The sequence below is a fragment of the Bacillus sp. FSL L8-0152 genome (genome assembly GCF_038006365.1).
Classification (GTDB): Bacteria; Bacillota; Bacilli; order Bacillales; family Bacillaceae_G; genus Bacillus_A; species Bacillus_A cereus.
In genome coordinates this window covers 4189123-4201446 of record NZ_JBBOVB010000001.1, presented here as the reverse complement: position 1 = coordinate 4201446, position 12324 = coordinate 4189123, and the positions used below count along the sequence as shown (strand labels likewise).

Below are 12324 nucleotides of genomic sequence, written 5' to 3'. Positions count from 1 at the left end.
TATAAATGAAATTATTTATAAATACGTAAAAATTGCCCGTATTGTTGAAATAATTTCTAATTCTCCCGATTGAATAGGTGGAGCTGCTTGCGCATGTAAAGTAGCATAAGACGTAACCTCCCTTGGTAATTGGGCAGATTCTTCAACGAATGAGAGGGGAACAGGATTAATATTTAAATTATATGTACTCGCAATAGCACGAGCTTTTTCTACTGCCTGGTGCAGAGCTTGAATGAGAGCTTGCTCATAATATTTATTTGGATGAGATACTCGGAAACGTAACCCTTTTGCTACATTTGCGCCATTTGAAACGGCTATATCATATACTTCCCCAGCTTTTTGTACATTTAAAACGGTAATTTCATACAAATGCTCTACACGGTATCCTTGTAGCAATGCTTTATCATTTACATATTCGTATTGAGGAGTAATTGTATAAGAAATCGTCTCTATATCTTTATCGGCAATACCAAGCTGTTTAAGTGCATCCAGCAATTGTTTGGATTGCACTGCATTTTCTTCTTGAGCCTGTTTTACATTTTTATCATCTGTTCGAATGCCGAGTGTTAATATAACAACATTCGGTTTTGCTTTTACAACACCTTCTCCTTGTACAGTAATAGTAGCTTCTTTACCAGTATTAGCAGTGCGTACGTTGTGTAAATAAGGATTCATTCCACCCTGCATTTTCCATCACCATCCTTTTTATATGTATATGTGTGAACAAAAAAGAAATTTATATGAAAAAAGTTACATAAATGAGAATGTTGAGGAAAGAAAGCATATACAACATAGGTATTTATAGATTATAATATGTGTAAATATGATAAAAAAGGGACGAGGCTATTGAACGAAAAAAGAGAAACGCTGATTTTAGATTTATCTGCATCATTTCGAAAAATGATACGTTTATTACAAAATGATATTAATACACGTTTTGCAGAACATATGCCATATAATGAATTTTCTGTATTACGTGCGTTATTTTTAAACAGTCCACAGATGGCTTCGCAAATTGCGAGTGAAGTAAACGTAACCTCCAGTCATATTACAGCTGTTACAGATCGTCTCGTACGAAAAGGATTAGTAGAAAGAAAACGTTCTAATTCAGATCGTCGAATCGTGTACTTAGAAATTACAGAGCACGGAAGAGAAGTAACTGAAAAACTTGAAGCTGTGCGTAAAGAATATTATAAAGAGAGATTTAAAGGTTGGAGCGACCAAGAAATAGAAATGGTCTTAGAACTATTTGGCCGCGTATTATAATAAATGAGGATAGGAAGCGAAAGCATTCCTATCCTTTTTCTTTTGAATAAAAATATTTTGAAACTCCGATACTTTAATTAAAAGATCGGAGGAAAGATTATGAAATATATTGCTGCACTTACCATTTTATTTGGTAGTTTTTTCTGTTTTCAAACATTCACGTACGCAGATACGCCTATCCAAGTGGTGCGAAAAGAAGTGAAGTACATCGAAAACGATAATACAGTCTTATATTCGAAATTATGGGTTCGTTCTATGCAAAACGCAGTATTATTCCACCATAGCGATAATATTCGTAATCGGGACACATTACGTAATGTAACAAGTTCATCGCTTGTTAAAGCGAAGCAACTATCTTTTCAGAAAGCGACCCTCTATATACCGAGATTATCGCAATACGTATCAAAAATAGGAAAAGAAAATATTCAAGTGTACTACATTGCGATTCACTATAATGTGAAAAAAGAAAATGCATATCAACTAGATGGCATGAATTATTTTCTACAAGTATTCGTAAAAGAGCGTGGGGAATGGAAAATTGCTGAAAGTATAGTTGCCCCGACAGAGCAAATTGTGCAAAATGGTGATGGATTTGGGATGAAAGAAGAGATGGTGTATGGGGATAGGAGAGAGAATGTGAAATAACCTCTTTATTTAGATCGGGATATATAATAAAAAAGCATTGCTCTTGTGCAATGCCTTTTTTATTTAGTTCATATAAGAGTTAAATAATTCATAACATATTTCTTTTGTCATTATATACCTTTTTCGTCAGCTTCTATTTAATGTCATTGTTCCGTGTTTATAGTTTCACATCTAAGATGCTTTTGGAAACATGTATCCACCACCTTAATGCATATTTATTTCCCTACAAAAGCAAACTTCAATTTTAATAGACGTGTAAAAATGAAGTAACTTATGGTAGCGAATAGGAAAAATCCAACATAATAAGACAGAAGTGCATCTCGTCCGCCTAATATTCTACCACCAAGTAGTCCGAAGCATAGAACAGTGCAAATTATGAACCATTTTTGCAAGTTAGGAAACAATAGTATTTTTCCACTTTGTTCGTTCGGTGTACGTGTATATAGAAAGGTTGCTATTGATAAAAAGGTAATGATGTAAGAAAATGGTGTTAATAGTGTCCAAGGAGAAGGTACAGAAATACGCTCCGTAGGATTGTCCTGTGATACACTGGGAAGTTTATTGCCATAGTCATCAAATGTTTCTATCGGGTGGTAATCATAAGTAATAGAAAAATATTCTAATGGTGAAATGATACCTATATGTTGTAAGTACTCATGAGTATGGAGCTCTATTTCTCCGATTGCATCTACAGACCATTGTGCGTGTGAATAAATGAATCCGGAAATTAACCATCCAAAACCGTATGGTAAAAATAATAGAATGATAGTTAAAATACTTTGAGAAAATATATGTCCAGTAAAAGTCCCGATAAATAAGGTGAATGTATAAATAGCGATAAGTACAACGGTAGCATATAGAAAGTAACTATAGAACGGAGCAAAGGTTTGATACTCATTGTGAAACGACATGTTCTTTATTCCGTACATGCTAATCCAGCAAACAATTTGTACTATAATAATATTCAAAACACCAAGCCACCATTTTGTTAAAAAAATATCCTTTCGTTTAAAAGGCATCGAGAATAGAAAATCAGTTGATTGATTATTACGTTCCCATCCAATTAAAAGACAAGCGAGTGCAATTAGAGTAGCTCCTTGAAAGAAGACGGCACCATCAGATGTCTGAAAATAGTAGGAGTAGTAATATGCATAGTCACCAAACTTCATTTTTGATAGTTTTAGTTGCATTTGCGCTTCTTGATAATATTTATAAGGTAGTTGATATAAACTAGTTAACCAGAATAATAGAATTATATATTTTCCTTGCTTCCATTGCCTCATCCATAAAGCTTTATGAAACATGTGAATCCTCCTCAAATGTAGTGATAAAAATATCTTCAAGTGACATTGTTAATTCTTCAATGAGTATAGGTTGCTCTTTATAAAACTTCTCAAGCGTTACAGCTACATTTCCTTCAATTAAAATCGTATATACTTTTCCCGTTTGATTTAATATTTTAATATTGCTTAAGTTTTCTAGTTTTTGAGGTAATGATCGTTCATAAGCAACTTGAATTTTAGCAAATTGTGATTTTGCATCGTCTAGTGATGTAATAGAAGATACGGTATGTCCTTTTAATATGATGATTGTATCTGCAATTTGTTCAACTTCATCTAAATGATGGGTAGATATGAAAATGGTAATCTCTTTTTCTGCAACTTCTCCAACGAGAAACTGTAAAATCTGTCTTTTAACGATAGGATCAAGTCCGTTTGTTGGTTCATCTAAAATAATATATTCTGCCTGTGCAGCAACAGCTAAAATGATGGCAAGCAGTGCCTTCATTCCTTTTGAATAACTACGAATTCGTTTGTTTGGTAAGTTGAAACGTTCTAGTAGTTCGTAGAAATATGGTTCATCAAATGCGGTATAAACTGCTTTATAAAACTTCACGATTTCTTTTACTGTATAACCGTTCAGTATGTTAGTAGAATCCGGGACATATACGATTTTTTGTTTCGTTTCAGGATTCTTATGAATGTCGATATCCTCATATGTAACAGTTCCCTCATCGGGGTCTAAAATGCCGACTATCGTTCGTAATAAAGTTGTTTTCCCCGCACCATTTCTTCCAAGTAATCCGACGATACTACCTTTTTGTAATGTGAAAGAAACATCGTCTAAAATTGTTTGATTATCAATTGTTTTCTTCAAGCTTGTCACTTTCAACATTCGTATTCCCTCCAATCTCTTTATAGTATGAATCTATCCAATCATGAATTTTATCTTTCGTAATACCAAGATAAGAGGCTTCTAATAGTAATTGATGAAATTGCTTTTCAACCATAGCGATTTTCCTTTCGTCTAATGTTGGGGTAATCGATTGGGATACAAATGTTCCTTTTCCTCGTAACGTTTCAATAATTCCTTGTCGCTCTAACTCTTGATACGCTTTACTCACTGTATTTGGATTTATAACGAGTAAAGAAGCGAGTTCGCGTACAGAAGGAAGTTTATCACTTGGAGCCAACATGTTTTTCAATACGAGTTCTTTTATATTTTGAACAATTTGTTCCCATATCGGAGTGTTGCTTCTTGGGTCAAGTTGAATATGCAAGAGCAATGTCTCCTTCCTCATATGTATTAAGTGTACTACTATGTGTAATACACTTAATACAATATAGGGGACGAATGTATTTGTCAACTGAAAATAATAGAAAAAATTGGTATTAAAAAAAGGAGAATTGGAAAAAATAGGTCTGATATAGAATGGAGGGTTAGTCATGAAGCGAGTTTTTGGAATACTTGTTTGTTTCATATTATTGCTTTCTGGAACTTCAGTGAGTTTTGCGCAATCTGAAAAAACGAAGCAGGAGAAAACAGAAGAAACAACGCCGAAGTTAGCGGAACAAGCGTCGTCAGCAATCGTAATTGAGCAAGATACAGGTAAAGTTTTATTTGATAAAAACCCAAATGAAAAATTACCACCTGCTAGTATGACAAAGATTATGACAATGCTTTTAATTATGGAACAAGTTGAAAAAGGAAAACTAAAACTGACCGATAAAGTTAGAGCAAGCGAACATGCAGCTTCAATGGGTGGATCGCAAATCTTTTTAGAACCTGGGGAAGAGATGACTGTAAATGAGATGTTAAAGGGTATTGCAATTGCATCTGGAAATGACGCATCTGTTGCAGTAGCCGAGCACATCGCAGGTTCAGAAGAAGGATTTGTAAATATGATGAACAAAAAGGCGAAAGATTTAGGGCTGAAAAATACACATTTTCAAAATCCAACAGGTCTTCCGGCCAAAGACCATTATTCGACAGCAAATGATATGGCTATAATGGCGAGAGAATTGATGAAGTATCCACTTATTCGTAAATACACAGGTAAGTACGAAGATTATTTACGTGAAGATACGGATAAAAAGTTTTGGCTCGTTAATACGAATAAACTAGTACGTTTTTATCCTGGCGTAGATGGAGTAAAAACAGGTTTTACGACAGAAGCGAAATATTGTTTAACAGCATCGGCTGAAAAAAATGGTATGCGTGTCATTTCAGTTGTCATGGGAGCACCAACATCAAAAGAACGGAACAACCAAGTGACAAAGCTTCTTGACTATGCATTTGGACAATATATGACAAAGAAATTGTATACGCGCGGCGAAAAAATTAAGACAGTTCAAGTAGGAAAAGGGAAAAAAGAAAAAGTAGATTTAGTTGCGTCAGATAATGTTTCTCTTCTTATGAAGAAGGGCGAGAATATGGACAAGGTAAAACAAGAAGTAATTGCTGAAAAGAAAGTAAAAGCACCGATTAAAAAAGGTGACGCGCTTGGCACCCTTGTTATAAAAAAAGATAAAGATGTTTTATTAAAACAAACAATTATAGCAAAAGAAGATGTTGCTGCAGCGAGCTGGTGGGAGTTATTTAAAAGAAGTTTTGGGATGTTTTCAACATCAAAATAGCGGCAAATATTTTGCCGCTTTTCTATTCGTATGTAAGTGAATAATGCTGAAAGGTTTCACTTTATGACGAAATAGTTCTTCTTTTGTCAGCAGGAAGGATTCTTATTTTATATCACGAAAATCTTTATGTATGTGAATAAGTAAAGTTTGAGCATAAGGAGGAAATCGTGTGAGTCTTTCCATGCAATTAGAAGTAAAACGTGACGTCCTATGTGTGAGACTAGAGGGTGAATTAGATCATCATACGGCTGAAGAGTTGCGAACGAAAGTAACAGATATGATTGAGACACATGGTGTTCATCATATTGTTTTGAGCCTAGAGAACTTATCGTTTATGGATAGTTCTGGTCTAGGTGTTATATTAGGCCGATATAAACACGTAAAGGGATTAGGTGGAGAAATGGTTGTTTGTGCAATTTCACCGCCTGTTAAGCGTTTATTTGAAATGTCGGGCTTATTCAAAATCGTTCGCTTAGAAGAAAGTGAAGCGCACGCGCTCGCGACGTTGGGGGTGGCATAGATGAGAAATGAAATGAACCTTCAATTTTCAGCATTAAGTCAAAATGAATCATTCGCTCGCGTTACAGTGGCGGCTTTCATTGCACAACTAGATCCAACGATGGAAGAATTAACGGAGATTAAAACAGTTGTGTCAGAAGCGGTTACAAATGCAATTATTCATGGATACGAAGGAAATGCAGAAGGTATTGTTTATATTTCTGTAATTTTGGAAGAAGCAATGGTGAAACTCACGATTCGAGATGAAGGGATTGGAATCTTTAACTTAGATGAAGCGAGACAACCCCTTTTTACAACTAAACCTGAATTAGAGCGTTCCGGAATGGGATTTACTATCATGGAAAATTTTATGGATGAAGTAGAAGTTATTTCAAACGAATCTTTCGGGACAACAATCCATTTGACAAAATACTTATCAAATAGTAACGCTCTATGCAATTAAGGAGAATAGCCTATGGACATAGAGGTCAAAAATGAGAAGAAGAAACCTCAGTTAAAGGACCACGAGCTAAAAGCGTTAATTCAAAAAAGTCAAGATGGAGATCAACAAGCGAGAGATACAATCGTTCAAAGTAATATGCGCCTCGTTTGGTCGGTTGTACAGCGGTTTCTTAATCGAGGATACGAACCAGACGACCTATTTCAAATTGGATGTATTGGGCTCTTGAAATCGGTAGATAAATTTGATTTATCTTTCGACGTGAAATTTTCAACATATGCAGTTCCAATGATTATTGGTGAAATACAACGTTTCTTACGCGATGATGGATCAGTGAAAGTTAGTAGGTCTTTAAAAGAAACGGGAAACAAAATTCGAAAGATGAGAGATGAGCTTTCGAAAGAATTCGGAAGGGCTCCAACGATTAATGAAGTGGCAGAGGCACTAGAACTAACGCCAGAGGAAGTTGTTCTAGCACAAGAAGCGAGCCGGGCCCCTTCATCTATACATGAAACTGTATATGAAAACGATGGAGATCCAATCACTATTTTAGATCAAATTGCAGATCAATCTGAAACGAAATGGTTTGATAAAATTGCTTTAAAAGAAGCGATTAGAGAACTAGATGAACGAGAGCGCTTAATTGTATACTTGCGTTACTATAAAGATCAAACACAGTCAGAAGTAGCCGAGCGCATAGGCATTTCGCAAGTACAAGTTTCAAGACTTGAAAAGAAAATATTAAAACAGATGAAAGATCGAATAGACGAATAATTGTCTATTCGATCTTTTTATGCCGTTAATAGGAGAGAGATGTTAATTTTCGCAAAAATTAACAGAATTTATTGATAATTTAGTCAATTTAAAATATAATCCAAGTATGAACTTGTCATAAAGGGGGAAGGAAACATGGAAACGAGGCAACAATGGGGAACGAGGGCTGGATTTATTTTCGCAGCGGTCGGATCTGCCGTTGGATTAGGAAACATATGGCGTTTTCCTTATACAGCGTATGAAAATGGAGGAGGAGCATTCTTTTTACCGTATTTATTTGCATTATTAACGACTGGTATTTCATTGTTAGCGTTTGAGTTTGCCCTTGGTCATCGTCATCGTGGCTCAGCACCACTTACATTTTTCCGTATTAGCCCGCGTGCAGAATTTATTGGATGGTGGCAAATGTGCGTAACATTTATCGTTTCAACATATTATGCAGTGATTATTGCTTGGTCTATATCGTATACATACTTTGCAATTACTGGAGCATGGGGAAAAGACACGCAATCATTTTTATTTAAAGAGTACTTACATGTTGCAGATAAGCCAGGACAATTTGGAGGACTTGTACCAGAAGTATTAATTCCGTTAGCTCTCGTTTGGATTATTGTGCTTGGCGTTGCATTTAAAGGAGTTAAAAAAGGAATCGAAGTTGTTAACCGTATATTTATTCCTTTATTAGTTGTTATGTTCCTTATTATCGTTGTTCGTGCAGTGACGATGGAAGGTGCTATGCAAGGACTAGATGCATTCTTTAAACCAGATTGGAGTCGTATTTTTGATGGGAAAGTATGGCTTGCTGCTTACGGTCAAATATTCTTTAGTTTATCTTTAGCATTTGGAATTATGATTACGTATTCTAGTTATTTACCGAAAAACTCGGATACAACAAATAATGCCTTTATTACTGGATTTGCAAACTCAGGATTTGAATTATTAGCAGGTATTGGGGTCTTTGCAGCTCTTGGATTTATGGCAAATAATATGGGAGTACCGGTTGATAAAGTAGCAAGTGCTGGCGTTGGGCTTGCGTTCGTAGTATTTCCCAAAATTATTAATGAATTGCCGATGTCACCGTTGTTTGGTGTTTTATTTTTCTTATCGTTAACGGTTGCTGGAATTACATCACTTATTTCACTCGCGGAAGTATGCTTTGCCGCTGTATCTGAAAAATTCAGTTTAAGTCGGGAAAAAACTATTGGAATTATGGGAACCCTTCTCGTGTTAGTTTCTCTTGTTTTTGCAACACGTGGTGGACTTATGTTCTTAGATGTTGTCGACTATTTCGCTAATAATTTCGGATTAATTACAATTGCACTTGCGGAAGTAGTTACGATAGGGCTCATTTTACGCCGTTTACCAGTTTATCAAAATCATGCAAACTTTGTATCTGATATTAAATTAGGAACGTTTTGGAGAGTGAGTTTACTCGTTATTACTCCGCTTATGTTAGGGTATATGCTAATTGATGGTACAATCCAAAATATTAAAAAGAACTACGGAGATTATCCGACTGAGTTTGTTGTAACGTATGGTTGGTCGATAGCAGCAGCATTCCTCATAGTTGCAATAATCATTGGCCTGAAAAAATGGGATGCACAAATTCATTCGGATTCTGCCAAGCTTGAAAAAGAATGGAAAGATCGAGGTGTTTCATAATGAGTGGATCAGCGATTATGATGATGGTTATTGGAATAGTAGTCATTTGGGGAGGGCTTGCATTAAGTATTGCAAACTTATTTAAGAAAAAGGCATAAGTAAAAAACATCTGTACCAAAATGGTGCAGATGTTTTTTTATGAAAAAATTGTATTAGAAAAAAATTCAATAACCATACTACAACTACGAGGAAGAGTGAAGGGGTGAATGAAAGTTGGAACAAACGATTTATATTAAAATGCGCAATCGTTTAAAAGTTTCTCCTTCGTATGAAGTGAAGCTAGGTGATGTTGCTCAGCTTGCTGGAGATGCTTTCGTAGTTGAAGCGTTACAAAATGAGATTGTTTACAAAATAACAGCACACGATAAGACGCATGTTGTAATTGATGTTATGAAGATAATTGAGATCATTAGGCGAAAAGCGGCTCACATACAAATTAATTTACTCGGTTCTGGACAAACTCTTGTTGAAATTATTTATGAAAAAAAGAAAGTGCACCCAGTTTTCTTTGGACTTGTATGGTTATTACTTTTTATTGGAGCAGCTCTTGCAATCATTTATTTCCATGAGGATGTAAGTATGCAACAAGTACATCAACGGTTATATTACATGATTACTGGAGAATTCAATGCACAACCACTTTTATTTCAAATTCCTTATTCTTTAGGTCTTGGTTTAGGGATGGTTCTATTCTTTAATCATGTATTTCAAAAACGAATTAATGAAGAGCCGAGTCCGTTAGAAGTTGAGATGTTTCAATACCAACAGTCACTTGATCAGTATGTAATCGTTAATGAAAACAAGGATAATATGAAACAACTTGCCGATGATTGAGTCTGGGTTTGTTATTTTAATTGGTTTAGCTGGAGGGATAGCGGTAGGTAGTGGATATGTCGCATTTTTAGCTGTACTTGGTATAATCCCCCGTTTAGCCCAATTAACGAGAAGTGGAAAGCATATTCAATATTTTGAGTGGGCAGTCATTGCAGGTACTTTAACAGGGGCTTGGTGCAGTTTGAAAAACATTACACTTCAAACGTCGCAATATTGGCTCGTTATATTAGGGCTATTTTGTGGTACGTTCATTGGAATGCTCGCTGCGGCATTAACAGAGGTGTTAAATGTTCTACCTATTTTAGCTAAACGAGTAGGGGTAGAGGGGAAGATTATTGTTTTACTCGTTGCTCTTGTACTTGGGAAAGTAATAGGGTCGTTGTTTCACTGGATTTATTTCGTAAAGTAGGAGGCAATATATAAATGACAAGTCAGAAGTTGAAGGATGATTACATAAATAAAGTGAAGGAGTATCATCCAAAGCCAAACTATTTACTAAATTGTATCAAAGCATTTCTTGTAGGTGGACTCATTTGTACAGTTGGAGAAGTATTGATGAAATTTTATATACATTATTTTCACTTCAGTGAACAAGAGGCAGGAAACCCAACTGTTGCAACGCTTGTTTTATTATCCGCGATTTTAACGGGGTGTGGTGTATATGATAAAATCGGTCAATTTGCTGGAGCAGGATCAGCGGTACCGGTAACAGGATTTGCAAATTCTATGGCAAGCGCTGCTTTAGAACATAAGAGTGAAGGGATTGTTCTAGGGATTGCGACAAATATGTTTAAACTGGCAGGAAGTGTGATTGTATTTGGGGTTGTTGGTGCATATATCATTGGGTTAATAAGGTATACCTTTAAAATTTTTATGTCTTAAAGGAGGGGCTAGTATGAGGTTGACCGGAAAACAAACGTGGGTATTTCAAAACGATATATATGTGAATGCAACGGGTACTGCTGTCGGTCCGAAAGAAGCTGAGGGCCCTCTTGGAAAAGATTTTGATATTTCATATGATGACTTGCATTGTGGAGAGGAAAATTGGGAGCTCGCCGAACGAAGATTAATGTCAGACTCAATTCAACAAGCAGTGCAAAAAGGGAATATAAAAACATCGCAAATTGATTTCTTTTTAGCGGGAGATTTATTAAATCAAACAGTGACAGCAAATTATGTTGCGCGTCAGTGGGGCATTCCTTTTTTAGGAATGTTTAGCGCCTGTGCGACGTCTATGGAGACTTTAGCAGTTGGCTCAGCTTTTATAGACGGTGGATTTGCAAATCGTGTCTTAGCTACAGTAAGTAGTCATAATGCAACGGCTGAAAGACAATTTCGCTATCCAACAGAGTACGGTGGGCAAAAACCAGGGACAGCAAATTCAACTGTGACTGGTGCAGGATCTATATTAATTAGCAATGAAAAAAGTGCAATTAAAATTACGGCGGCTACAATCGGAAAAGTGCAAGATTTAGGAATCACAAATCCTTTGGATATGGGGGCAGCGATGGCTCCAGCAGCAGCTCATACAATTCAACAGCATTTTGAAGATTTAAGAAGAAGTGCCGATGACTATGATTTGATTGTTACGGGTGATTTATCAGCTGTTGGGACACCGATTGCAAAACAACTTTTACTTGAGGAAGGTTACGATCTTGGACATATATACAATGATTGCGGATTAATGATTTATGAATCAAGTCAAGAAGAAGTATTTGCAGGTGGTAGTGGTTGCGCTTGTTCAGCAGTTGTCACATATGGCCATTTATTACACGAGATGCAAAAAGGGAATTTACAACGAATTTTTGTCGTTGCCACTGGCGCATTATTAAGCCCGATAATGATGCAACAGAAAGAAACGATTCCAACAATTGCACATGGTGTCGTATTTGAGAGAGTTAAAGGAGAGTGAATTGTGGATTTTATATATGCATTTCTTGTAGGTGGAGCTATTTGTGTAATTGGGCAACTATTGTTAGATTTCGCAAAGTTAACACCAGCTCATTTAATGGCAACTTTTGTAGTCATCGGAGCAATTTTAGATGGATTTGGATTGTACGATAAACTAATAAAGTTTGCAGGTGCTGGAGCAACAGTCCCTATTACAAGTTTTGGACATTCACTATTGCACGGAGCAATGCATGCAGCAGAAAAACATGGATATTTAGGAATTGGTATTGGCATGTTTAGTTTAACGTCTGCGGGCATTTCCGCAGCGATATTGTTTTCGTTTTTTATAGCACTTATATGTAAACCGAAAGGATAAAT

17 protein-coding genes are annotated in these 12324 nt (G+C 36.0%); 13 read left to right on the top strand and 4 right to left on the bottom strand.

From position 1 onward, the window contains the following. Window positions 1–15: 15 nt before the first annotated feature. Window positions 16–687, bottom strand: a complete 672-nt coding sequence (locus MHH27_RS21035) for an SIMPL domain-containing protein (protein ID WP_001161449.1) — start codon at window positions 685–687, stop codon at window positions 16–18. 159 nt (window positions 688–846) lie between these two features. Here MHH27_RS21035 and MHH27_RS21030 point away from each other — a divergent pair, with 159 nt between their 5' ends. Beyond that, window positions 847–1266 (top strand): MarR family winged helix-turn-helix transcriptional regulator, encoded by a 420-nt coding sequence (locus MHH27_RS21030; RefSeq protein WP_001003307.1) that lies wholly within the window; start codon window positions 847–849, stop codon window positions 1264–1266. Window positions 1267–1365: 99 nt separating this feature from the next. Beyond that, window positions 1366–1911, top strand: a complete 546-nt coding sequence (locus MHH27_RS21025) for a hypothetical protein (RefSeq protein ID WP_069604579.1) — start codon at window positions 1366–1368, stop codon at window positions 1909–1911. Window positions 1912–2126: 215 nt separating this feature from the next. On the opposite strand, the gene MHH27_RS21020 is transcribed toward MHH27_RS21025, so the two are convergent. From MHH27_RS21020 to MHH27_RS21010, 3 genes are read right to left on the bottom strand one after another with little or no spacing between them, the layout of a single operon-like run. Continuing rightward, complete coding sequence (locus tag MHH27_RS21020) at window positions 2127–3215, bottom strand: ABC-2 transporter permease (protein WP_000468508.1); 1089 nt, start codon at window positions 3213–3215, stop codon at window positions 2127–2129. Beyond that, window positions 3205–4086, bottom strand: a complete 882-nt coding sequence (locus tag MHH27_RS21015) for an ABC transporter ATP-binding protein (protein ID WP_000922125.1) — start codon at window positions 4084–4086, stop codon at window positions 3205–3207. Before MHH27_RS21015 ends, MHH27_RS21020 begins: the two co-directional genes overlap by 11 nt. Next, window positions 4052–4471 carry a GntR family transcriptional regulator gene (locus MHH27_RS21010; RefSeq protein ID WP_000548028.1) on the bottom strand — a complete coding sequence of 140 codons (420 nt, stop codon included), beginning with the start codon at window positions 4469–4471 and terminating at the stop codon, window positions 4052–4054. Before MHH27_RS21010 ends, MHH27_RS21015 begins: the two co-directional genes overlap by 35 nt. A gap of 166 nt (window positions 4472–4637) precedes the next feature. Here MHH27_RS21010 and dacF point away from each other — a divergent pair, with 166 nt between their 5' ends. The 11 genes from dacF to spoVAE all read left to right on the top strand — a co-directional run bounded on the left by dacF (window position 4638) and on the right by spoVAE (window position 12322). Further along, entirely contained in the window at window positions 4638–5828 is a 1191-nt protein-coding gene (gene dacF, locus MHH27_RS21005) for a serine-type D-Ala-D-Ala carboxypeptidase DacF (RefSeq protein ID WP_000831976.1), read from the top strand. A gap of 169 nt (window positions 5829–5997) precedes the next feature. Next, complete coding sequence (spoIIAA, locus tag MHH27_RS21000; RefSeq protein WP_000059135.1) at window positions 5998–6348, top strand: anti-sigma F factor antagonist; 351 nt, start codon at window positions 5998–6000, stop codon at window positions 6346–6348. Beyond that, window positions 6349–6789, top strand: coding sequence for an anti-sigma F factor (spoIIAB, locus tag MHH27_RS20995; protein ID WP_001243398.1), 441 nt, complete (start codon window positions 6349–6351; stop codon window positions 6787–6789). 12 nt (window positions 6790–6801) lie between these two features. Beyond that, window positions 6802–7560 carry an RNA polymerase sporulation sigma factor SigF gene (gene sigF, locus MHH27_RS20990; protein ID WP_000350729.1) on the top strand — a complete coding sequence of 253 codons (759 nt, stop codon included), beginning with the start codon at window positions 6802–6804 and terminating at the stop codon, window positions 7558–7560. A 135-nt stretch (window positions 7561–7695) separates the two neighbouring features. Further along, entirely contained in the window at window positions 7696–9222 is a 1527-nt protein-coding gene (locus MHH27_RS20985) for a sodium-dependent transporter (RefSeq protein ID WP_090977125.1), read from the top strand. Continuing rightward, window positions 9222–9320, top strand: coding sequence for a methionine/alanine import family NSS transporter small subunit (locus tag MHH27_RS20980; RefSeq protein ID WP_000016826.1), 99 nt, complete (start codon window positions 9222–9224; stop codon window positions 9318–9320). The genes MHH27_RS20985 and MHH27_RS20980 overlap by 1 nt, the downstream gene beginning before the upstream one ends. A 115-nt stretch (window positions 9321–9435) precedes the next feature. Further along, window positions 9436–10056 carry a stage V sporulation protein AA gene (locus MHH27_RS20975; protein WP_098841881.1) on the top strand — a complete coding sequence of 207 codons (621 nt, stop codon included), beginning with the start codon at window positions 9436–9438 and terminating at the stop codon, window positions 10054–10056. After that, window positions 10049–10465 carry a stage V sporulation protein SpoVAB gene (gene spoVAB / locus MHH27_RS20970; RefSeq protein ID WP_000572941.1) on the top strand — a complete coding sequence of 139 codons (417 nt, stop codon included), beginning with the start codon at window positions 10049–10051 and terminating at the stop codon, window positions 10463–10465. Before MHH27_RS20975 ends, spoVAB begins: the two co-directional genes overlap by 8 nt. A gap of 14 nt (window positions 10466–10479) precedes the next feature. After that, complete coding sequence (gene spoVAC / locus MHH27_RS20965) at window positions 10480–10938, top strand: stage V sporulation protein AC (RefSeq protein ID WP_000203808.1); 459 nt, start codon at window positions 10480–10482, stop codon at window positions 10936–10938. 13 nt (window positions 10939–10951) lie between these two features. Continuing rightward, a complete protein-coding gene (spoVAD, locus tag MHH27_RS20960) occupies window positions 10952–11968 on the top strand; it encodes a stage V sporulation protein AD (protein WP_001241140.1) in 1017 nt (338 codons plus the stop codon). Between the two features lie 3 nt (window positions 11969–11971). After that, a complete protein-coding gene (gene spoVAE, locus MHH27_RS20955) occupies window positions 11972–12322 on the top strand; it encodes a stage V sporulation protein AE (RefSeq protein ID WP_000345907.1) in 351 nt (116 codons plus the stop codon). Window positions 12323–12324 lie beyond the last annotated feature (2 nt).